Origin of the sequence: Streptomyces sp. NBC_00400 (genome assembly GCF_036048035.1) — a bacterium.
In the GTDB taxonomy this organism is placed as follows: Bacteria; Actinomycetota; Actinomycetes; order Streptomycetales; family Streptomycetaceae; genus Streptomyces.
In genome coordinates, this window is record NZ_CP107940.1 from 1,458,144 (window position 1) to 1,480,725 (window position 22,582).

General features: G+C 69.0%; 16 protein-coding genes. 13 read left to right on the top strand and 3 right to left on the bottom strand.

The window, feature by feature from the left end; all coding sequences use genetic code 11:
* Nucleotides 1-6: 6 nt before the first annotated feature.
* The 3 genes from OHS81_RS06515 to OHS81_RS06525 form a co-directional block, all read right to left on the bottom strand.
* Nucleotides 7-315: a hypothetical protein gene (locus OHS81_RS06515; RefSeq protein WP_328383281.1), complete on the bottom strand. Its 309-nt coding sequence runs from the start codon at nucleotides 313-315 to the stop codon at nucleotides 7-9.
* A gap of 174 nt (nucleotides 316-489) precedes the next feature.
* Complete coding sequence (locus OHS81_RS06520) at nucleotides 490-1,557, bottom strand: D-alanyl-D-alanine carboxypeptidase family protein (RefSeq protein WP_328383282.1); 1,068 nt, start codon at nucleotides 1,555-1,557, stop codon at nucleotides 490-492.
* A 239-nt stretch (nucleotides 1,558-1,796) separates the two neighbouring features.
* Nucleotides 1,797-2,201, bottom strand: a complete 405-nt coding sequence (locus tag OHS81_RS06525; RefSeq protein ID WP_328383284.1) for a hypothetical protein — start codon at nucleotides 2,199-2,201, stop codon at nucleotides 1,797-1,799.
* 847 nt (nucleotides 2,202-3,048) lie between these two features.
* Here OHS81_RS06525 and OHS81_RS06530 point away from each other — a divergent pair.
* The 13 genes from OHS81_RS06530 to OHS81_RS06590 all read left to right on the top strand — a co-directional run bounded on the left by OHS81_RS06530 (nucleotide 3,049) and on the right by OHS81_RS06590 (nucleotide 22,574).
* Nucleotides 3,049-4,854, top strand: a complete 1,806-nt coding sequence (locus tag OHS81_RS06530; protein WP_328383285.1) for an AfsR/SARP family transcriptional regulator — start codon at nucleotides 3,049-3,051, stop codon at nucleotides 4,852-4,854.
* Nucleotides 4,855-4,984: 130 nt separating this feature from the next.
* Nucleotides 4,985-7,186: a TOMM precursor leader peptide-binding protein gene (locus tag OHS81_RS06535; RefSeq protein ID WP_328383287.1), complete on the top strand. Its 2,202-nt coding sequence runs from the start codon at nucleotides 4,985-4,987 to the stop codon at nucleotides 7,184-7,186.
* Nucleotides 7,187-7,212: 26 nt separating this feature from the next.
* Nucleotides 7,213-9,132 (top strand): TOMM precursor leader peptide-binding protein, encoded by a 1,920-nt coding sequence (locus OHS81_RS06540; RefSeq protein ID WP_328383289.1) that lies wholly within the window; start codon nucleotides 7,213-7,215, stop codon nucleotides 9,130-9,132.
* Between the two features lie 72 nt (nucleotides 9,133-9,204).
* The gene (locus OHS81_RS06545; RefSeq protein ID WP_328383291.1) at nucleotides 9,205-10,815 is read left to right on the top strand and encodes a nitroreductase family protein; all 1,611 of its coding nucleotides are present in this window, start codon (nucleotides 9,205-9,207) and stop codon (nucleotides 10,813-10,815) included.
* Between the two features lie 16 nt (nucleotides 10,816-10,831).
* Entirely contained in the window at nucleotides 10,832-13,609 is a 2,778-nt protein-coding gene (locus tag OHS81_RS06550; RefSeq protein ID WP_328383293.1) for a lantibiotic dehydratase, read from the top strand.
* The gene (locus tag OHS81_RS06555) at nucleotides 13,606-14,694 is read left to right on the top strand and encodes a lantibiotic dehydratase C-terminal domain-containing protein (RefSeq protein ID WP_328383295.1); all 1,089 of its coding nucleotides are present in this window, start codon (nucleotides 13,606-13,608) and stop codon (nucleotides 14,692-14,694) included. Before OHS81_RS06550 ends, OHS81_RS06555 begins: the two co-directional genes overlap by 4 nt.
* Nucleotides 14,695-15,968: 1,274 nt before the next feature.
* Nucleotides 15,969-16,922, top strand: a complete 954-nt coding sequence (locus tag OHS81_RS37385) for an ATP-binding cassette domain-containing protein (protein WP_443058833.1) — start codon at nucleotides 15,969-15,971, stop codon at nucleotides 16,920-16,922.
* Nucleotides 16,919-17,674 (top strand): ABC transporter permease, encoded by a 756-nt coding sequence (locus OHS81_RS06565; RefSeq protein WP_328383298.1) that lies wholly within the window; start codon nucleotides 16,919-16,921, stop codon nucleotides 17,672-17,674. The genes OHS81_RS37385 and OHS81_RS06565 overlap by 4 nt, the downstream gene beginning before the upstream one ends.
* Nucleotides 17,671-19,602, top strand: coding sequence for a TOMM precursor leader peptide-binding protein (locus OHS81_RS06570; RefSeq protein WP_328383300.1), 1,932 nt, complete (start codon nucleotides 17,671-17,673; stop codon nucleotides 19,600-19,602). The genes OHS81_RS06565 and OHS81_RS06570 overlap by 4 nt, the downstream gene beginning before the upstream one ends.
* Entirely contained in the window at nucleotides 19,599-20,849 is a 1,251-nt protein-coding gene (locus OHS81_RS06575; RefSeq protein WP_328383302.1) for an amidohydrolase, read from the top strand. Before OHS81_RS06570 ends, OHS81_RS06575 begins: the two co-directional genes overlap by 4 nt.
* A 132-nt stretch (nucleotides 20,850-20,981) precedes the next feature.
* Nucleotides 20,982-21,161 carry a thiazolylpeptide-type bacteriocin gene (locus tag OHS81_RS06580; protein ID WP_328383304.1) on the top strand — a complete coding sequence of 60 codons (180 nt, stop codon included), beginning with the start codon at nucleotides 20,982-20,984 and terminating at the stop codon, nucleotides 21,159-21,161.
* A gap of 86 nt (nucleotides 21,162-21,247) precedes the next feature.
* Complete coding sequence (locus OHS81_RS06585) at nucleotides 21,248-21,424, top strand: thiazolylpeptide-type bacteriocin (protein WP_328383306.1); 177 nt, start codon at nucleotides 21,248-21,250, stop codon at nucleotides 21,422-21,424.
* A gap of 91 nt (nucleotides 21,425-21,515) precedes the next feature.
* Entirely contained in the window at nucleotides 21,516-22,574 is a 1,059-nt protein-coding gene (locus tag OHS81_RS06590; protein ID WP_328383307.1) for an LLM class flavin-dependent oxidoreductase, read from the top strand.
* Nucleotides 22,575-22,582: the final 8 nt, after the last annotated feature.

The following is a 22,582-nucleotide window of genomic DNA, read 5'->3' on the forward strand; positions in this document are numbered from 1 at the left end:
CGGCCCTTACTCGACCGCATACAGCAGGTTGTACTCAGCACCATCCGCCCTGAAGCGCAGACTGCGCTCACCCGGCGTATCCGTGATCCACTGCTCCCCGGGCCTGCCGTCCCCGACCGCTCCGGCGGCCTCCCCGAGGGAGACGGCAATCGTTCCCGTGAAGTCGCAGTCGTACTTGACGGTGTACATCCGGTCTCCCTGCACCGTCCCGTTCCACACAGTGCCACGATGCTGCACAACAAGCCTCGGCTTGTCGAAGCCGCTCCAGCCCTCAGTCGTGACGCACTGGAGCTTCTCCAGATAGAGCTTGGCCATACCGTCCCCTGTGAAGGATCCTTCTCGACACTTCACATCCTGCCGAGCCTCGATAAACGATCACTAAACGTGCCGTGGGGGCTGGGTCAGGGGCAGGGACGGGGACAGGAACAGAGGCGACGGTGCCGCACACCGTGTGCGCGGTGTGCACTCAGCCTCGGCGGCGCTGCCCGCTCAGTGGGCGAAGCCCCAGTCGAGCATCTTGGTGGCGTCGTCGAAGCGGCTGCCCTGGTCGTCCTTGAGGATCGCACCGACCAGGGTGCGGTTGTCCCGCTCGGCGGCGAAGACGAGGGCGTAGCCGGCCTCCGGGCCGCTGCCCGTCTTGATGCCCAGGGCGCCGTCGTAGGTGCTCAGCAGCTTGTTGGTGTTGTCCCAGGTGTAGTACCGGGTGTGGCCGTTGGCAGCCGGGGCCTCGGCCTTGAACTGCTTGTTCTTCACGATGTCGGCGAACGCCGGCTGCAGCATGGCGCGCTGGCCGAGCTTGGCCAGGTCGCGGGCGGTGCTGTAGTTGCTGCCGTGCGAGATGCCGTCGAAGCCGTCGAAGTGCGTGCCGGCCAGGCCCAGTTGTTGTGCCTCGGCGTTCATCTGGTTCACGAAGTCGGCGATCCGCGCGTCCGCGGTGGTCCCGGCGCCGAAGTTGTCGGCCAGGGCCATCGCGGCGTCGTCGCCGGAGGGGATCAGCATGGCGTGCAGCAGCTGCTCGACGGTCAGCGTGTCGCCGGTCTGGAGGTCGGCGGTGCTGCCGCCGACCTTTTGGACGTAGTCCCGGTACTCCTGCTTCACCGTGATCTGCCGGTTCAGCCACTCCGGGTGCTTGAGCACCACCATGGCCGTCATGATCTTGGTGGTGCTGGCCATCGACACACTCTCGTCCGCCTTGGCCCCGCCCCACAGCTCCCGCTCCTGGCTGCCGTCGCGGGCGTCCAGCAAGAAGGCGTGGTCGGCGTTGATCTGAGGAGCGTCCTGATCCTTCGCGTCCTGCGCAGCGGCGGCCTTGCCCTTGACGGCGTGCTGCGCCACTTGGGCAGACCGGAACTGCCGCTGCGTGCCCTGCTTCTGGCCGGCCGGCGTGGTGGCCTCGCCGCCCTGCCGGCCGTTCTCATCTGCGGAGTGCGTGGCGCCGGGGGTGGCCGCCTCGGCGAGGCCGCCGGCAGAGATCGGCAGGGCGGCACCGACAAGTGCGACCATCGCGACCCGGACTCCGGTGCGGTGTATTCGGTTGGGTTTGGCGTGGGAACCCATGGGGCGTCCATCCTTCCGGCGAATGGACGCCGGTATGTCGTAGAACTCGGTTCACCGTGAACCTACTTGTGCGGCGACAGGGTCTCAAGTCGGCTATGTCATAGCCGTGTAACAGGGTTCGCCTCTGTGGTGAGTTGCGCAGATGGCCGACGGGGCCTGTGGGGTCGCTCGCGCGCAGCGCAGCGCGCCCGATGCCCGGCGCCCATCGGTGATCGCCGGGCATCGAACGCGCACCGCGGTCAGCGGTTGCAGTGCTCCAGCTTGGCGTCGAGAGGCTTGGCGAACTTGTGGACCTTCTCAAGCGCCGCCTTCGGGTTGGCGGCGTTCAGCCCGGCACGCATGGCCTTGGCATGTGCGACGAACTTGGCGTACATCGCCTGGCGGTCCTTCGGCACGGTCGGCTTCGCGGCATCCAGCATGCCGATCCACCGGTCGAAAGAGCTCTTGACCTTTCCGACATCGTTGCTCGTCGAAAGCACGTCGAAGATCTTCTTCAACTCAGTACAGCTCGGCGCACCCGCCGCCGCCCCGGTGCTGTGCCCCTGAGAGGCCGGCGCTGCGAGAGCGGTACCGGTCACTCCGGTCACGGCGGTGACGGCGAGAAGTAAGGATGCCGCTGCCCTGACGGTGCTGCTTTTCGTCATGTTCTGTCTCCTGACTTGTTACGTACCGATGCGTCGGTTCTTTCCATCGACTCAAGGCCATCGGATACGGGACCGCTGAGTCGCAAGAGATCCGCACGTCACATACCGTCCCCGAGAGGGGGCCCTCCCCTGGGAATGCCGTCGGACAATGCGGGTCGCTTCCTGCAACTCCGTTATGCCTGATGTCGCTGACAGTCGCCTTGGCGGATCACTGACACCCAACTGACAGATCACTGTCACCCTCAAGAATGGAGTGATGCCTGCGGTCACGGCCAGCCAAAAACCCCCACGCAATCTGGCTGATTCCGACTGTGCGAGAAATGCGCTCTCCCCTTGGCGAGAGCCGCGACGGACGGCTGACCCGCGCCGCAGCCAGTCCTCCCCCGCAGCACTTTCCACAAGATCGCGGCACGGGCACAGGCGGGGCGCCCCCTCAGGGCGCTGCCACGGCCGACGAGCCAGGATGGCTGGATCAATGCAGTAATGCGAGGCGACCTCTCGCGCGACCACCTGCCCGGAATCCTGGAACAGCAGGATCGGCGGACGCCCGGCCGGCGATCCCAGGGCGGCGGCATGGTCAACTTTCGGCAAAGCGAGTCGCCGGGCGTAAACGGTTGGTCAAGACATTGTAATGTGCTGGGTGAGAATTCGGTCGGCGGTACCTGAGCGAGACGCGGGTCGCGCGCCTGGTGCCCAGGCGTCTCCGGCGTCAGCCCTTTCCAGGTGTGTTAGCGTCGCCTCGAATCACAACGGGGTTGCGCAGAGCGGGGATAGCGCGGGGTGCGCCGAGAGGGCAGGAAAAAACCCGCGCCCCCGTGGGTTGCGTCGACGGGGGGATAAATCGTTGATGGTGCACCAAGACAAACCACAGTTTGCACAGATAGGTCCCACAGGGCACGGCATTCCGGGGCATGGCGGCGTGGGAGATACTGTTCCCCAGCAGCGAGGGACGAGAACTCCGCGTCTTTTATTTCGCGTGCTCGGCCCACTGAGCATAGGCAATGAAACGGAATCCGTGGTGATTCCTTCCTCCAAGCCAACCGTCTTATTAGGGGCCTTGCTCCTGCACGCCAATGAGACGGTGTCGCAGGAGTACCTGCGCAACGCACTGTGGGGTGACGAACGGCCAACCGCGGCCGGTGCTGCGATCCATACCACCATGCTGCGGCTACGGAAACTGCTGGACAAATACGCGCTGGGTGGCGCAACCGCCGGCAACATCGAGACCGTACCCGGTGGCTACCGCATCTCCGCCGACGCCGGCACACTCGACCTCCTCGCCTTCCGCAAGGCCGTGCAACGGGCGGGCGAGGCAGCCTCCGAGAAGGACGAACTCGGCCTGCTGCGAAGCGCCTTGAGCAACTGGCAAGGAGCTCCGGTGGCCAACTTGGTCTCACCGGCTCTGCACGACGGAGTAGCAGCGGCCCTGGCTGAGGAACGCATCAACTCCCTGGCGCGATGTCACGAAATCGAGCTGGCGCTCGGCAACTGCACGGCGATCATCCCTCCCCTGCGTGCGCTGACCGCCGAGTACCGGGGCAATGAGCAACTCACCGCCCAGCTGATGGAAGCGCTCTACCGCGCCGGGCGGCAGAGCGAGGCCCTCGGCGCCTACGGTTCCATCAGCCGTTTTCTGCGCGAGACTTTCGGGGTGGACCCCGGTCCCGCACTGCGCCAGCTTCACCTGGCCATTCTCCGGGGTGAGATGCTCGGAGCCGCCGTCCCTCCCGCTCGCCAGGGGACAGTGGTGGCCGTCGCCCGTCCGCCCGCCGACCTCAAGGATTTCTCCGGGCGCCACAGCGAACTGGCCGACATGAAGGAGTTGTTGGCCGACCAGTCGACACCCGCCATCGTGGTCGTCTCCGGGCTTCCCGGGGTCGGTAAGACCGCACTCGCCGTCCGCCTCGCCCGGCAACTGTGCGAAGGGCTTCCGGACAGCAGCGGGTTTCCTGGCGGGTGGCACTTCCTCGACGCCCGCCACAAGGCCCTGCCCGACAGGCCCGCGCCCCAGGAACACGCCTTGATCGTGCTCGACGGGGTGCGGAACAGCGATGAGGCATTGCCGGCACTGGACTGGGCCGAAGCCCACACCGTTGTCCTCACCAGCCGGCACAGCCTCGCCGACTTGGTGATCAGCCGGGGGGCCACCGTCTTCCGGCTGAGATCCTGGCGCAGGGCTGAGTCGCTGGCCTTTCTCACCTCCGTGCTCGGTCCTCGGATCACAGAAGCGGAACCGGAGGCGGCCGACGAGCTGGCCGCTCTCTGCGGCGACCACCCCCTTGCCCTGCGCATTCTGACCACGCGTCTGCTCCTGCGCCCCGGGCACGATCTGGCATCGGCGGTGGGGACGGTGCGCGCCACCTCTCCGGCTTCGCTGACGGTCGGCGGACGCCAGGGCGCCTCAGTGGGGCAGAGGTTCGACGACTATCTCGGCACTCTTCCGCCGCCCTGCGCGGAGCTCCTGCGGGAGCTGGCCGCCGCGCCGGAGAACCGCTTCAAGCTGTCAGAGGGCGCGGCCCTGCTCGGCCGGCCGGAGGACGAACTCCAAAGCCGGCTCGACGAGCTCCTTGAGGCCGGCGCGGTCGAGTACCGCCCGGGCGGGCTCTACGGCATCCACACCCTGATGCGCAGCTACCTCGCCTTCGGCAGCTGACAAAGCCGCAAAGACCTCGCCCCACCGTGCTCCGGCGCACCACGGGGCGTCATCAGCACGCACTCAACCAGGCCCATGGGGCCGATTCCCCGGGACCGCACGGTCCGGGAGACAAGGACGGACAGAGAACGTGTCAGTGCCACAGGTGATTCCGTTCGGCAACGCCCGTGTACGGATCAAGCGTGATGTGCTCTTTACGGAGACCGACGACGGGGTGCTCTTCCACAATGCCTCCGGCGGCTTCCAGCTCACCGGCCGCTCGGCCTACCGGTTCGCCACTCTGATCGTTCCCTACCTCAATGGCGAACACACCGTGCGCGAGCTGTGCGACATGCTCCCGCCGTCCCAGCAGCATATGGTCAACACCCTGGTGCGCATGCTCATGGACCGTGGACTGGCCCGCGACGTACCGCTCCTGGACGACCAGGCGGCGGTATCGCTCGAACCGTCCGTTGCCGAACACTTCGCACCCCAGATCGAGTACATCGACCACTACGAAGACCAGGCCGCACAGCGCTTCCACCGCTTCCGCACCGCCCGGCTGGTCGTCCTGGGCGACGACGCGATCGCCAACTGGTGCGCGACGAGCGCCCTCCGTAACGGCATCGCGGCGGTGCATTTCTCCGGCCCTGCGGAGGTCTTTTCCCAGGCCGTCAAGGAAGCCGGAGTCCTCAGCGAAGCCGGCTGCCCGGCTCGGGTGGAGCAGCTTCCCGAACGCAGCGGCCTGTTCGACTGGGCCGATCTCGGCGGTGCGGAACTGGTCGTGTGCACCGGACGTCAGGCTCCTGCCCAGGTCGTGCGGCTGTTGTCGCAAGGCGTACCGCAAGGGAGCAGACTGCTGCCGCTGACCATGTTCGGTCACCGTGTGGTGGTCGGACCGCTGACCTCCGGCGATGCGGGCGCCTGCTGGTCGTGCGCCATGCTGCGGCTCGGTTTCAATGGCGACGCGGGCGCGGCCGCCGACGTCTGGCGCGCGGTGACCACCGGAGGCGACCACACGGGAGTCCGCCCCGGTCGTCATTTGTCCGCGATCCTCGGCAACCTGCTCGGCTTCGAGGCCTTCCGCGAGATCTCCGGCGTCCTGCCGCCGGAGACCGAGGGCTCGGTCATCGTGCAAGAGGTCGACTCCTTCGACACGGACGTCACCACAGTCCTGCCTCATCCGCTGTGCACGCTCTGTGACGGTGCCGGCGCCGTCCCGGACGCACCGGTGGTCAGCTGGCCGGGGCTGAAGCCGACCACTCCGCTGGACTCCTCCGTGCCCTCGTCCACCGACGACGGGCCCGACCCGGCGATCGAGCCGCTCGACGAGCTCACCGCCCGACTGGTGGCAGGAGCCGGCGGCGTCTTCCGCGAGTTCGACGACGAGTGGCCCGCCCAACTGCCGCTGAAGGTCAGCCGGTTGCGTTTCGGCACCGGCGCCGGGAACCGTCGTGTGGTCACCGCCTTCGACCTGCATCATGTGGCCGGTGCCCGGATGCGGGCGCTGCGCGCTGCGGCCGGCGAGTACCTCGATCTCGTGACCCCGGCGCCGGTGGTGCCGGCCGAGCGGGCCCAGGGGACCGAGCGTATCGACCCCACCGTGCTGTCCACGTTCAGCGGCATGGACCTCGGTGACCGGCCCACCGGAGCGTGGTGCCTGGCCGCCTCCCTGATCGACGGCAGTGAGCTGCTCGTCCCGGCCGCCGCGGTACGGCCGTACGCACCGTTCCACAACCCCGCCGGCACCTTCACGGCCACCACGGCGGGACTGGGCACGGGCACCTCTCTTGCCGACGGCGCCTACCGGGGGCTGTACTCCGCACTGGCCCATCTGGCTGTCACCACTGCCATGCGTTCCGGCGCCCGCGCTCCGCTCGTCGCCCCGGAAAGCCTGACCGGTGATGCCGAACTGGCCTTCCTGCTCAGCAGCGCGGCAAACCTCGGTGTCGACGCCGAGCTGCTGCACCTCCCTGTCGCCGGAGCGGCCACCGTGCTGTTGGCCCGCGCCCGGGCGGCCGACGGCACGCCGTCGTGGGCGGTCGGCGCGGACGGCTCCCCCACCAGGGCGGCCCGGATCGCCCTGCGCGATCTGCTCGGGCAGTGTCAGATCCTGGCCGAACGGCCGGAGGAACGGTCGGCCGGTCACCAGTTGGTCGACTCCTTCGACCCGTACACCGTCCTGGGCGGCGAAGTGACCGCACTCGCGGAGCAGGCTACGGAGATGTCCGCCGTGCTGACGACGTTGCGGGCCGCCGGATACGAGCCCTACGCGGTTGCCGATGGCTCTCCTGACCTGCGGCAAGCAGGCCTGCACGCGGTGCGGGTGCTCCTCGCCGCCACCCGGTCATGATGCGCGCCGGGACGACGGTACGGCAGGTGGAGCCACAATCCGGGCCGGGCCGGGCCGCGCTGCCCGCCCTCCTCGCCCCCTTCCTCGGTGAGCTCGGCCTGGTGGCCGACACCGGCCGACTGGGCGTCCGCGACGAGCTGACCGCTCCTGCGGCCGCCGCCACGGACCGGCCCACTGTCGCCTTGCGCTTCTACGGGCATCTGGCCGTCATCGGCCCGGTGTACGGGCCGGGCGCCGCGCGCCCGTGCGGCCAGTGCCTGGATCGCCGGTGGCAGGCGGTGCGCAGCAGGGAGCTGCGCGATGCGCTGGAACTGGGCGGCCGCACCACCGAGGTGGGCAGCACGCCCTACCTCGTCCCGTTCACCGTCGAGGCCATCGGCCAGACGCTGAGCCGGCTCGCCGCCGCACCGGGCCGGTGCGACGGTGACACCGCAGCGGCCTCGGCGCGCGTGGTACTGCTGGACCTGCGCTCGCTGCGCTCGCGCGGTTTCGTGCTCACCGCCGATCCCGAGTGCCAGGCGTGCGCCGAGGTCACCAGCGAGGACGAGCAGCACGCCGGGCACGAACTGACGCCCTCACCGAAGTCGGCGGAAGACTCCTTCCGGTCGAAGTCGCTGGACGAACTGACATTGGACGAGACGCAGTTGGCCAATCCGGTGTGCGGGGTGCTGGGGACCGTAGTGATGCGTGAGTACGACTCGCCGACCACGGCCTCGACCATCGGCCGGATGGATCTGCGCTCCGGCACTCATCTGCACGAGACCTTCTGGGGCGGCCACACACTCCGTTACCGGGAAAGCGCCCGGGTCGGTCTGCTGGAGGGGCTGGAGCGCTACGCGGGCATGCGGTCGCGGACCCGCGCCGTAGCCACTGTGGCCAGCCTGCGGGAACTGCGGGAGACCGGCAGCCGGGTGCTCGACCCGCGTGCCTGCGGGGTGTATTCCGAGGAGTTCTACCGCGACAATCCGCGCGGGGTGGAGCCCTTCACCGAAGAGCGCACCATCCCCTGGGTCCGGGGCCGTTCCCTGCGCGACAGGGAACCGGTGCTGTTACCAGAGCTGCTCAGCTACTACCACGCGGCGCCATTGGCGGAGCGTTTTGTCCAAGAGTGCTCCAACGGCTGCGCCTCCGGCAGCTCCCTCACGGAAGCAGTCTATTTCGGACTGATGGAGCTCATCGAGCGGGACGCCTTCCTGCTCACCTGGTACGCGGCCCTGCCGCTGCCGGAGATCGACGGGACCACCAGCCGTTCGGCCACCACCCGCGTGCTGATCGACCGGCTGGCCCTGCACGGCTACCGTGCCCGGTTCTTCGACGCCCGGATCACCTTCGGCGTGCCCGTGGTCGTCGCCGTCGCCGAACGGATGGACGGCGGCTGGGGCACACTCGCCTTCGGTGCCGGCGCCGGCCTCTGCCCGGAACAGGCGCTGCGGGCCGCCTTGGTGGAGATCGCCACTGACGCACCCCAGCTGGCGCGCCGGGCCACCTGGAACCACGACCGGCTCGCGCCCATGGTGGACGACTTCGACCAGGTGATCGCCCTGCACGATCACTCGTTGCTCTACGGGCTGCCCCAGATGCGGCGGCACGCGGAATTCCTGCTCGCCGAACGCGGCACACGCTCGATGGCGGAGACCTACGCCGATCTGGACCAGCGGCTGCGCCCCGCACCGGATCTGCTTCAGGACGTGGAGGCATGTGTGGGCCTGCTCGCCGAGGCCGGCTTCGATGCCATCGCCGTGGACCAGAGCCTGGAGCTGCAGCGAAGGCTGGGGCTGAGCACCGCCGGAGTGATCGTCCCCGGACTGCTGCCGATCGACTTCGGCTGGTCCAGACAGCGCGCGCTGCTCTCGCCGAGGCTGCGCACCGCTCCCCGCCAGGCCGGATTCGCCGACCGGGACCTGACCGAGACCGACTTCCACCGCGTGCCGCACCCCTTCCCCTGATCGATGCCCCTGCCCGCCACCCGACGCCGATACGACCGACCCGCGCACGAGCTTTCGGAAAGGACCTGCGCCGTGGCCTACGCCCATGACTACCTCAACGCCGTACTGAACCGCGCACGTGACGGCATGCCGCCCTACGGCTTCCAGCCGAACTGGGCCGACGCCCCCCGGCAGACCAAGCTCTACCGGGGACTGGACCTCATCGAGTTACCGGTGAGCTCTGCCGATGCCACGGAGTCCGACGCCCTGCTCCGCGACGCCTTCATACCGCCGGCCGCCGACGGCACCGCCGGCTTCACCGTGGACCTGCTCTCAGGGATGCTCCTGGAGTCCTACGGCAGGCTCAGCCGCCGCATCGAGATCAATGCCAACGACGATGTGGACAAGGTCCAATTCTACCGATCGGCCAAGTTCAGCCGCGGTACCGCCTCCGGCGGTGGCCTGTACCCGGTGAGCATCTACTGGGTGGCCGGCCCCAGTGCCCCGGTCCAACCGGGCGTCTACTACTACAGCTCTCCCCACCATGGTCTGCAGCGGCTGCTCAGCGGGGACGTCAGCAGCCAGGTTGCCGAGGCCCTGGCCGTCAAGGGTGAACCTCCGGTCGAGACCGACCAGTTCATGCTGCTGGGCCTGAAATTCTGGCAGAACGCCTTCAAGTACAACAGCTTCAGCTACCACGCCACCACCATGGACATCGGTACCGTTGCGCAGAGCTGGCGGCAGTGGGCGGGCGCCCGGGGACTGGACATCCAGCCGGCCTTCTGGTTCGACGAGCCCCGGCTGGGCGAACTCATCGGCGTACACCCCGATGACGAGGGAATTCTCGCCGTCGTCCCCCTCACCTGGGCCCCGGCCCGCACCCAGCGGCCTGCGGACACCGTGCCGGTGCGCTCCTCGGTGGTACACCCCGAGGAAGAACGCTCCCGCAGGGTGCTGCGGTTCGAGACGCTCCAGGCCATCCACAGCGACACGCTCACCGGGGCAGCTCGTCGCCCCGACGCACACGCCCTGACGTCCGCCCGGGTCCTGCCGCCGCGCTCCGCCGAGCGCATCCCGCTCGAACCTGCCGGCTTCGGCGAGGCACGCCTGGCAGACGCCCTGGGGAACCGCCGCAGCAGCTTCGGCGGCTTTTCCGACGTACGCCCCCTCTCGCAGGGGGAGTTGAGCACCCTGCTGACTGCCGCCGAAGCGGGTGCCGCCCTGCCCTGCGACCTCTCCCCGGCCGAAGACCAACGCCTCGGCCTGGTCAAGTTCGGCGTCTTCGTCAACCACGTCGAGGGCGTCGAGCCCGGCAGCTATGAGTACGACCCGGACCAATCCGCCCTGGCCCCCGTCAAGGCCGGCCACTGTGGCACGTTCCTGCAGCGCAATTACTTCCTCAACAACTACAACGTCGAGCAGGCCGCCGCCGTCATCGTGCCCGTCATACGGGGCGACGCCGTCATCGACAGCGTCGGACCGCGCGGCTACCGACTCATCAACGCCCTGACCGGCGCCGTCGCCCAGGCCGTCTACACCGCAGCCGCCGGGTTGGGTATCGGCTGCGGCGCCGCCCTGGGCTTCGACAACATCTCCTACATGGAGGAACTCGGGCTGACCGAGACCCGGGAAATGCCGCTGTTGATGCTGATGGCCGGCCATGAGCGGGGCGGCTTCGCCGGCTGCCGGTTCGAGAACAGGTGAGGCGAGACCACACACCATGACCACCGCATCCCACCCGCTCTCCGCTACGGAGACGCCATTGCCGTCGTACGACACTCTGCTCGGCCCGCGCTTCATGGCCCGCGTCAGCGGTCTTCCCTTCGATGTGGTCGCCGGATTGCGTCAGCCCCGTTCCCGGGCCTGGGCCGAGCAGGTGGCCGATGCCAGGCACCGGCTGCTGACCGAAGGCGAACGGCTCAGCGACGAGCTCCACGGCCTGGTCAAGGCCAACAACGACAGCCGCTTGCGCGGCCAGTTGCTCAACGCCCGTCGCAAGCTCTTCACCGGCGCGATGCCCCGGAACGGCGAGGAGCTGGCCGACCGCGTCGGCGGCGGCCTCGGTGCCGCCCTGCGCGCTTGGATGGAATGCCACCGTGAGCTCGACCGCATGCTCGATGACCCGGTGGTCGACGAGGAGCTCACCCTCGCCCGCAGGCAGCTCAGAGAGCTGGCCGCACAACCACGGCTGCGTCAAGGGCTGTTGCTGGCCTCCGCCACCCTGGACGAACAGCTCGGCGCCTATCTGCACACCACACCCGGCACCGCCCGGCTCTCCAAGAAGCAGCGGCGCATCGAACGCTCCTTGCTGGAGTACGTCTACCGCAGCGCCTGCAAGACCAGCCCGTTCAGCTCCTTCACCGGTCTGGCCCTCGGCGAGTTCCAGCAGACGGCAGGTCCCGACTTCACCCTCACCGTTGACGACCGCTGGAGTGACCACACCCAGCTGAACATCGCCGTCCTCGGGCGGCTCGCCGAACTCATCACCGCCGACGAGCGGCTGCGGCCGGATCTGCCGGTCACCCTGGTCACCGGCTGGACCAGCGACACCGACCGGATCCGATACGTCCGCCGTACCGTGACCACGGGCGACGACACCGTCAGCGCCAGCTTCGACTCCGTCAGCGAGACCATGTTCTTCCTCCGCCACAGTGGAGGACTGGACGCGCTCATGGCCCTCTGCGCGGAGGGCTCGACCCTGCGCTACGGCGAGCTGCTCACCCTCTTCGCCCAGCGCGTCACGGCCGGCACCGAGGAGTGCGAGCGCTATCTGGCCACCCTGCTGCGGCTCGGCCTGCTCTCCGTTCCCCCGCTCGCCGTCGACATCCATCACCCGGACCCGGTACGTGGCTTCGCCGACGCCCTCCGCTCCCTCGACCGTCCGTGGTCCGACAAGATCGCCGAGGCGCTGTACGGCGTCAGCGGCCTGGTCCAGGCCTACCGCGGCGCCCCGCTCGCCGAACGCCGGCAGATCCTGGACGAGGTCCGGCGGACCCTCACCGCGGTCCATCGTGACCACGCCTGGGAACAGCAGGCCACACTGCCGCCCACTCTGGTCTACGAGGACACCCGGGCCGCCACCACCGTCCTGCCGCTCGACGCAGAGCCCTTCCACCGGCACACCGGTCGCTCCCTGGCCTCCCTCTCGCGGATCATGCCGGCCTTCGACATGGCCCTGCCGCACCGGCTGACACTGCGCGGCTTCTTCCTTGCCCGCTACGGCCGCGGCGGCACCTGCTCCGATCTTCTCGGCCTGGTGAGCGACTTCCAGGAAGACATCTACGACCAGTATGTCCAGATTGCTTCCGCCCGCACCCCGTTCGCCGACGACGGCAGCTATACGCCCGCGGAGAACTGGCTCGACCAGCCGGAGATCACCGCTGTGGACGACGCCCGGCGACTCTTCGCCGAGCAGATGACCGCCCTGTGGGAAAGCGCCGGTTCCGGTCACGATGCCGTCAATGAGATCGAACTTGACGACGACTTCGTGAGTGCGGTCGCCGGCAAACTCCAGCCGCTGACTCCGGACTTCCGACCAGCCGCCCACTTCCTGCAGCTCTCGGCCTCCCCGGACACCCCGGCCGTCCTGAACCGCTCCTGGGGCGGGCTCTTTTTCCCCTTCTCCCGGTTCAGCCACGGCTTCGACGACCTCGGCCTCGCCGAGCGACTGCGTACCTGGCAGCAGCGGATACGCCCGCGGGGCGCCGTGTTCGCCGAAGTCACCGGAGGCACCGCCCGTACCAACCTCAATCTGCACGGCCGGCTGACCGACTACGAGATCGTCTGTCCCGGCGAGCACAGCACCGCCCCGGAGGCAGCGCGCATCCCGCTGGAGGATCTCACCCTCAGCCACGACCCCGGCTCCGACCGCCTGATGCTCACCTCCCGCAGGCTGGGACGCGAAGTCATTCCGGTCTACTTCGGCTATCTCGTCCCGATGGCGTTACCAGAGGTGGCCCGCATCCTGCTACTGCTCTCGCCCTCCGCCATGGTCTCCCCCGACCCCTGGGGAGGTGTCCCGGAAGGCTCGGCCAACGACGGCGTACTTTGCCGGCCCCGGGTGCGCCACGGCGGCGTGGTCCTCAGCAGGCGCCACTGGTCCGTCCCCACCCGGGCGCTTCCGCTGCGCCGGCCGGAGGAGAACACCGCTCGCTGGTTCCTGCGCTGGCAGGACTGGCGACGGCAACACGGCATGGACGCCCAGGTGTTCGTCACCCTCCACACACGGCAGCCGGAACCGTTGCCGGGCACCGGCGGGGCAGCCGCGCCCGTACGCCGCCACAAACCGCACTACCTCGACTTCGACAGCTGCCTGTCCCTGAACCTCTTCGAGCACTTGGTGAGCGCCGAGGTGGAATCGGTGACCGTCACCGAGATGCTCCCCACCGCCGACGACCTGCACACCACCTCGCGCAGCGGCCGCCACATCACCGAGATCGCGGTGGAGACCTTCACCCCGCTGCCCTCCAGCCGCCCCGACTCCCGTGAGGAACGATGACCTCCTACCCCGTGCTGCCGCCCGCCGAGGGAGTGCCGGCGGCGGACGACCGATGGCTCGCGGTCTACATCTTCTACGCAGGCAGCCCGCGCCCGCTGCTGACCACGTGCATCAAGCCGCTCTTCGCCGAACTCACCTCCGCGGGCCTGATCCGTCAGTACTTCTTCCTCAACTACTGGCTCGAAGGCCCCCATATACGGGTGCGCTTCCAACTTGCCGACCCTTCCGATGCCGTCATGCGGGATGCCGTCAAAGCCAGGGTCGAGGAAGCGGTCTCCGCCTTCCTGCGCCGCCGCCCCTCGCTCTACGAGGTCAAGTCCGATTTCTATGTCGGCCTCTACAACACCCTCTTCGACCTTGAGTACACCGACGCGCAGCGCCAGGCCCACCTCGGTGAGGACGGCCGCATGCGGCTGCGCGCCAACAACTCCTTCCACTGGACCGCCTACGAGCCGGAGTACGACAAGTACGGCGGCCCGGTCGGAGCAGAGCTCGCAGAGTGGCACTTCACCCGCTCGACCGACCTCGTCCTCGACGCCATGGCGGTGATGAACCTGCACATGCGCAGCGTGCTGTTCGGCCACGCCGGCCAGCTGATGATGGTGATGTGCTCGGCCTTCCTCGACGAGAACACGGCCGTCGTGAGATTCCTGGAGCGCTACCGCGACTACTGGCACAGTGCGTTCAGGGACACCGACCTGGTCTCCGGCTCCGACTTCGACCGCAACTACGACCCCATGGCCACCGCCGTAGCCGAGCGGTTCGGCGCCATCAGCAAGGCCGTAAGGGAGGGGGCGGGCCACCGCCTGCCCGGGTCGCTCGGCGCCTGGGCCGAGCACTGCCTCGAACTGCGTCGGCGCGTCACCGAACTGGCCCGTTCGGGACAGTTGGTCTTCCCCTCCTGGGAGCGCACCCACCGGATCACCGTCACCGACCCGGGCGAGGCCGTGGCGCGGCTGCTCTCCGCCTATCTGCACATGACCAACAACCGGCTGCACATCACCCTCACCGACGAGGCCTATCTGGCTCATGTGCTGGTACGCGCCCTGACCGAGCCGAGTGACGAAGCGGAAGGCGCGGCCTGATGACCACCGCGGCACTGCTCGACGGCCGGCCGCGCCGGGCACCGGGCCTGGTCATCGGCCCCGCCGTGTTACGCGGTACGCGTACCGTCCATCTGATCAAGGACCGCGTCAGCGGGCGGTTCTTCGAGATCGGCCCCAAGGAACGCTTCATCATCGAACGGCTCGACGGCGCCCGCAGTCTGGCCGAGATCGGCGAGGAGTACGCCCGTGCCTTCGGCCGGGTCATTGACGAACAGGCGTGGGGCGCCATCCTGGCCACCCTGTGGCGTCGCGCCTTCTTGGAGGCCCCGGACGGCCGCCGCCCCGGTCCCCCCGAACCCCCCGGTCCGCAGCCCACCGGGCCCCGGGGCCTGACCGGCTCGGTGAGCTGGGGCGACCCGCAACGGCTGCTCACCCGGCTGCACCGCCGCACCCGCTGGGCGTTCACCCCTGCCGCGGCCGCGGTGACCCTGCTGCTCTGCGGCGGGATGCTGCTGTGGCTCACGCTGCACACGCCGCAGCTCCTCGACGAAGTCCCGGTGCTCTACCACCATCCTGAACTGGCGGTGCTGGTCGGGTACCTGCTGTGGGTCAGCTCGGCCCTGCACGAGGTGGGGCACGGTCTGTGGTGTCACCACTACGGCGGCCGGGCCACCGCCATCGGCATGCGATGGCGGCTGCCGATGGTGACGTTCTACTGCGAGGCCGACGACGTTCTGGTGCTGTCCTCCCGGCGGGAGCGGGTGACCACGGCGGCGGTCGGGGTAGTGATGAACCTCGTGTTCCTGCTGCCGTTCTTCGCCGTGTGGTGGGTGTTGCCGCCCGGCGACACCACCCATGACAGCCTCTCCGCGCTGCTGGTTCTCGGCGTGCTGCGGGCCCTGGTCAACTACCTGCCGCTGCCCTCTCTGGACGGCTACCGGATGCTCGAACACGGATGGAACGTCATTGATTTGGGCCCGCAGGCCTGGGCTTATCTGCGGCGGGACCGACGGGCGGAGTCCGGGTACGGCCCGCGGGCGAAGCGGATCTACCGCGGCTACATCGCCCTGTTCACCGTGAGCGTGCTCGCGGTGACCGCCGTCGTGGTCCTCCTGGTGGTGCACTTCACCTCCGGCATCACCCGGGTGGCCGTACTGGCAGCGGGCGTGGTGTGGACCGCCGTCTCGCTCACCATTGCGGTGCGCCGCCCCACGGCCCGCCGTGCCGCGCCCGCGGAACCGGTGGACCCCCCGCCCGCGGAACCGGTGGACCCCTCACCCGCAAGTACGGCGCAGTCCCGTGCCCGGGCAACCTTGCCACGCAACAGTCGAAGGAGTGCTCCCCTCGTGAAAAACCCACCCCCGGACGAGCCCGTAGTCATCGTCCAGGACCTGCGCAAGTCCTACGGCGAGACGGTCGCAGTGGCCGGAACGTCCTTCGCTGTGGGGAAGGGAGAGTTCTTCGGCATCCTCGGGCCCAACGGCGCAGGCAAGACCACCCTGGTCGAGATCCTCTCAGGCCAGCGCACCCCCGACTCCGGAACCGTCACCCTCTTCGGCCAGAGCCCTTGGCCGCGCAGCATGGCCGTCTACCGCCGACTCGGCATCCAGACCCAGGCGTCCTCCTTTTTCCCCGACCTCACCGCGCTGGAGCACCTGCAGACCATGGCCGGGCTCTACGGCCTGCCCCGCTCTGCTGCAGACGAGGCGCTGGAGAAGGTGAGCCTGACGGGCTCGGCCACGGTGCGGGTGACCAAGCTCTCCGGGGGCCAGCGGCAACGGCTGGCCCTCGCCTCCGCCTTGGTGCACAGCCCCGAACTGCTCTTCCTCGACGAGCCCACTGCCGCCCTCGACCCCGAGGCCCGCCGCGGGTTGTGGGGGCTGTTGTGCGAGATCCGCGCCCAGGGGTGCTCGATCCTGTGCACCACTCACCACATGGACGAGGCGGAGCAGCTCTGTGACCGTACGGCGATCATCCAGGACGGCGCGGTCATAGCGCTGGACACCCCCCGGCAACTCATCCGCGAGGCCGGCGGTCCCAGCCGGATCTCCGTTCCCGCCGACCTGCTCAAGGCCGAGGCCGCCCGCGCGCTGCCCGGCGTGCTCAGCGCCAAGCAATCCGGCACCGATGTGGTGATCGGCACCGAGTCCGTCTCGCAGGTGCTCGCCTCCCTCGGCTCGGTCGTCGACCTGGAGCAGGTGGAGACCCGCCGCCCCACCCTCGAGGACGTCTATCTCAACCTGACCGGAGTGGAGTTCACCAAGTGACCGGATTCATGCCGCTGGTAAGGGCGCACTTCCTTGCTACCAGCCGCAACAAGGCGGAGCTGTTCTTCACCTTCGCCTTCCCCCTGATCTTCATCGTCGTCTTCGGCCTGATCTTCGGCTCACGGCCTGCCGACGGCGGCAAGAACGTCATCGACTACCTTGCCCCCGGTGTCCTTTCCTGGGGCGTGGGCAACGCAGCCGTCTTCGGCGTCGCGTACTCATTGGTGAAATGGCGCGAGACCGCGCTGCTGCACGCCATCCGCCGCACGCCCACGTCGGTACTGACCGTGCTCGGCGGCCGACTGGTGATCGTGCTCTGTGTGGCGCTGGCCCAGGCTGTGCTCTTCCTCGCCATCGCGATGGCGCCACCGTTCCGTCTGCACGTGACCGTGAGCGGACTCGCTCTCACCGTGCCGGTACTGCTCTGCGGTGCACTGGCCTTCTTCGCCGTGGGTGTGGTGGTCGGCAATATCTGCCGCACCCCCGACGCGGTGGGCGCCTTCGCCAACTGCCTGATGGTGCCCATGGCGTTCCTCAGCGGATCGTTCATCCCGCTGAGCCAGTCCCCCGACTGGCTGCGTACTGTCTCCCACGCCCTGCCGCTTCGCTATATGAACGAGGCGATCACCGGAGTGCTGGACGGTGGCACCGCTTTCGGTCCCTGGGCCCTGCGCTGTCTGGCCCTGCTCGTCTTCGCCGCAGTGCTGTCAGCCCTGGCCGTCAAGACCTTCCGCTGGGAGAACGCCGCATGAGCCGCCCGGCCGACAGCACTCGCGTGCGGTACACCGCCGCGTCCGAGGCCCTGCGGAGCACCTTCGCTGTCCGGCAGGCGGAGCTGGAACCGCACGTCGAGCCGCCCGGCATCGTCACCCTCGGCATCCACGACGTACTGACTGCCGGTGCACCCGATCCGGAAGCCACCGCACGGCCCACCGCCACCGTCCACCTCGCGCCGGACATCGCCGTGGTCGGCCCGTTTCCCGACGACTCCGGCGCGCCCGGCCCCTGCGGGCACTGCCTTGCCCTGCGCTGGCAGCGGCTGCGCCCCGAGTTCCAGCGCCAGGCGCTGGAACTCGGCGGCAGGCAGCAGGTCTTGGGGGAGTGGCCGCTGCTGCTGCCCTCCGCCGTAGAGGCCTTGTGGCAACTGCACCGGGCCGTCAGTGCAATGCGCCCGTCCGCCGACCGACGGCTGGGGACGGCCCGGGTCTGGGCAATGGATCTCGGCAGCCTGCTGGTGCGCGGTTTCCCGCTTGCCCCGGACCCCCTCTGCCCCGGCTGCGGCCCGGCCGACGGCGAACCTCAGACCGCGGAACTCCCCGCGGCGCCCAAGCGGAACCCCGAGGATGACCGGGCCCGCAGCACGGAGAGCTTCGAGTTACCCTCCGACGCCCTGATCAACCCGGTCTGCGGTGTCCTCGGCGCCACCACGTTCGTCACCGTCACGGCACCCACCACCGCCCCCGTCACCGGCCGCGTGATGATCACCGGCCATTACGGCCTGGCCGAACTGACCTTCAGCGGCCAGGCCAACTCTTATCGCAGCAGCCGCGACCTGGCCCTCTTCGAAGGGCTGGAGCGGTACGCCGGCATCAGCCGCCGCCACCGTGGCGAGATGGTCCTCGCCGCCTATGACGACATCCGCGACCATGCCCTCGACCCTCGCGCCTGCGGTACTTACTCGGACCTGACCTACCAACTCGACGATGCCTGCACACCGTTCGACCCGACCCGGCCCATCCCCTGGATCAGGGGGCGTGAACTCACCACCGGCCGCCCCGTCCTGGTACCCCGGCGGCTTGTCTACTACGGCGGCGAGACCTGCGACGACAACTTCGTCTTCGACTCCTCCAACGGCTGCGCCAGTGGCTCCACCCTGACCGAGGCGGTGCTCTTCGGCCTGCTGGAACTCATCGAGCGCGACTCCTTCGTGCTCGGCTGGTACGGCGGTGCGGCCTTGCCGGAGATCGACGTCAGTGCCGTCCCCGACCCGGAACTGCACATGATGCTCGACCGCGCGGCCCTGCACGGCTACGACGTCAAGCTCTTCGACAACCGCGTCGACCTGCCGGTCCCCGCCGTAACGGGACTCGCGGTGCGCCGCGACGGCGGGCCGGGCCTGTTGTCCTTCGCCGCCGCGGCCGGGCTCGACCCGCGCCGCGCGATCCTGGGCGCGCTTTCGGAGATCCTCACCTACCTGCCCGAACTGCCCCGGCGCTTCCGGGACCGCGCCGAGGAACTGCACGCCATGACGGACGACTACTTCCTGGTGCGCCGGCTCAGAGACCATCCGGCACTCTTCTCCCTGCCCGAGATGGCCCCGCACGCCGCCCGCTACCTGCACCCGGGCACCACTGTGCCCTACGAGGAGGTCTACGCCGACTGGCAGCGCATCCGGCCGCGCACCACCGACCTGCGCGACGACGTCGCCCTGATCACCGGCGCGCTGGCCGCCGCCGGCCACGAGGTGATCGTGGTGGAGCAGACCACGCCGGAACAGCGCGGCCTGGGACTGCACACCGTCGCCACCATCGTGCCCGGCCTGCTCCCGCTCGACTTCGGCTGGGCACGCCAACGGGCCCTGCACATGCCCCGGATGTTTTCCGCCTACCGCCGCGCCGGCTGGCGGGAACACGACCTGACCCGGGACGACCTCCACCTCGTCCCCCATCCCTTCCCATGAGCCGACCGCTGCGACAGGACGTCGCCTCCGTGCTTCCCTCCGCCCTTGAGCTCTACCTGCGCCTGCACCGTGAACCCGAGCTGTCCGGCGTCGAGCGGCGTACCGCCGCCCGGGCCGCCACGGTCCTTCGGGGTCTCGGCTGCCGGGTCACCGAAGGCATCGGCGGCCACGGTGTTGCCGGCGTACTGCACAACGGCCGTGGGCCAACGGTGCTGCTCCGTGCCGAACTCGACGCCCTTCCGGTACGCGAGGAAACCGGGCTGCCCTACGCCAGCACAGTGACCGCCCCCGGCCCCCAGGGCGTGCCCGTCCCGGTGGCACACGCCTGTGGCCATGACGCCCACCTGGCCATTGCCCTGGGCGTGATGGACCTGCTGGCACGCCACCGCGACCGGTGGCGCGGCACCGTGGCGCTGGTGGGCCAGCCCGCCGAGGAAACGCTCTCCGGAGCGGCCGCCGTGCTCGCCGACGGGCTCTACGAACGCCTCGGTGTTCCGGACGCGGTCCTTGCCCAGCACCTCGCGCCCTTCCCGGCCGGAGTTGTGGCACACGCCCGGACCGTGCTGGCGGCCTCCCGCGCACTGCGCATCGTGCTGTACGGCCCCGGCGGGCACACCGCACACCCGGAGGGCGCCGCCAACCCCATCGAGACCGCTGCCGCCGTCGTTGCCGGGCTCCCCCATGCGGTCGGTTCACACGTCGTGGCCGGCGTCGGCGCCCTGCACGCCGGCACCACCGCCAACGTCCGCCCGGACCGCGCGACGCTTGAGGTGAGCGTCCGTGCCCCCACCGGGCGGCAGGCCGGAGAGGCCGAGGGTGCCATCGCGGAGCTGGCCCGGCAGGAGGCGGCACGGCTCACCCCAGGGCGGCCCCCTGAGATCACCGTCACCGCCCGCTCGGCCCCCACTGTCAACCATCCCGAGCTCGGCAAGACGGTACGCGCGGCACACACCGCCGTGCTGGGGCAGCCCGCGGTGCACCCCTGGCCCCTGTCCATGGCCACCGAGGATTTTCCCGAATATGCCGCAGGCCGCACCGTGCCCACCGCCTACTGGATGCTCGGCTGCGTCGGCCGAAAACAGTGGGAAAGCACCGCCGACCTGCCGCTGCGGGAGCGGTTCGCGGTCATCCCGCCCAACCACTCCCCGCGCTTCGCCCCCGATCCGGTGCCCACCCTGCGCACCGGAATGGTCGCCATGGCGACGGCGGCGCTCGCCTGCGGTCTGGGGGATGTCAGCGAGATGTGAGGCCATTATCAGCCGTCTTGCGGCGGCATGCCCGTAGATGGAGACAGGCCGGATGGCCCGGGCCGCATGCGATGCGGCCCGGCCACAGCCGCATCGCATGACCACACCCCTGTGAGAGGAGACAAACGCGGTATGACCATCAAAACCGATCTCGCCGACCTTGCACGCGACATGCTGACCCTGGAGTCGGAGACCTTCGAGATCAACGACTACAACGAGGCCGACGGCAAGCTGCTGGGCAGCTCGTCCACGAGCTGCGACAGCAGCTCCTGCAGCTCCAGCACCACCTCGTGCAGCAGCTGCTGCAGCTGACCCCCGCCTCGTGAGTTTCGGCGGATTCAACGTCCCACAACCCGCGCAACCACCTCATCTGCGCAACCACTTGAAAGGAGTCCACGATGGCGGACAAGCCCGACCTCGCTGACCTCGCGCGCGAGATGCTCGCCCTGGAGTCGGAGACCTTCGAGATCAACGACTACAACGGCGCCGAGGGCGCCATGATGGACGGCTGCACCAGCACGACGAGCTGCAGCACGAGCTCCAGCACCACCTCGTGCTCCAGCACCTGCAGTTGAGCCTGGCCCCTTGAGGACCGGCGGGACGGCGAGCCCTGCACCGTGCGCCGTCCCGCCCCGCACCACCATTCCGACGAAGGTGATCCCCTCCATGGAACACGGCATCTCGCTTCTTCCCGACTGCCGTCCCTCGCGACGCACGCCCGCGGAGTACTACCGCGATGCCATCGCCATCAGCAGGTTCAGCGACGAGGCCGGACTCGGCTACGTCAAGATGACCGAGCACTACCTCGGCGATTACGGCGGCTACTGCCCCAGCCCGCTGACCTTCCTGACCGCGGTCGCTGCTCGGACCAGCCGTATCCGGCTGATGACGGGCGCGCTGCTGCCGGCCTTCCACCACCCCATCCAGCTCGCCGCCCACATCGCCCAGGTCGACGCCATCAGCGGTGGCCGGGTGGACGCCGGCTTCGGCCGGGCCTGGCTGCCGTACGAGTTCGACGCGTTCCAGGTACCGATGGACGAGAGCCGGCCGCGCTACGAGGCCACGATCGAGGCCGTGGTGCGGCTGTGGTCCGAGGAGAAGGTCACCGAGGACACCCCCTACTTCTCCTTCACGGACGCCACCTCGCTCCCCCCGGTCACCCAGCGTCCGCACCCTCCGGTGTGGGGGGCGGCAGTGAAGTCCCCCGAGAGCTTCACCTGGCTTGCCACCAAGGGTTTCGGCGTCCTGCTCGCTCTCCCCCCGGCTCGCCAGTACACCAGCGTCAGCCGCCATCTGGTCGACCACTACCGCGAAGTCTTCGCCGCCACCCACGGCGCCACCAGGACACCGCGGATCGCCATGAGCACTCCGCTCTACATCGCACGCACCGACGCAGAGGCATACCGCCTCGCCGAACCCCTCTACCGCGAATACGTACAGGTATGGACCGAGGCGGCCCGCTCCTGGCGAGCGACCAGCTCCAGCGGCTACATCGGATACGAGTCCATGGGCCGTGACATGAAGCACCTGAGCACCTTCGACGTCAAGCGCTATGGCACCGCGGTCATCGGCTCCCCGGAATCCGCCGTGGAACAGATCCGGAAACTGCACGAGACGTACGAGGCCGATACCTATCTATGGAATGTCGACTTCGGTGGGCAGACTTACGAGCAGATGCACTCCAGTCTGAAGCTCTTCGTCGACGAGGTTCTGCCCAAGCTGTGACCCGACCC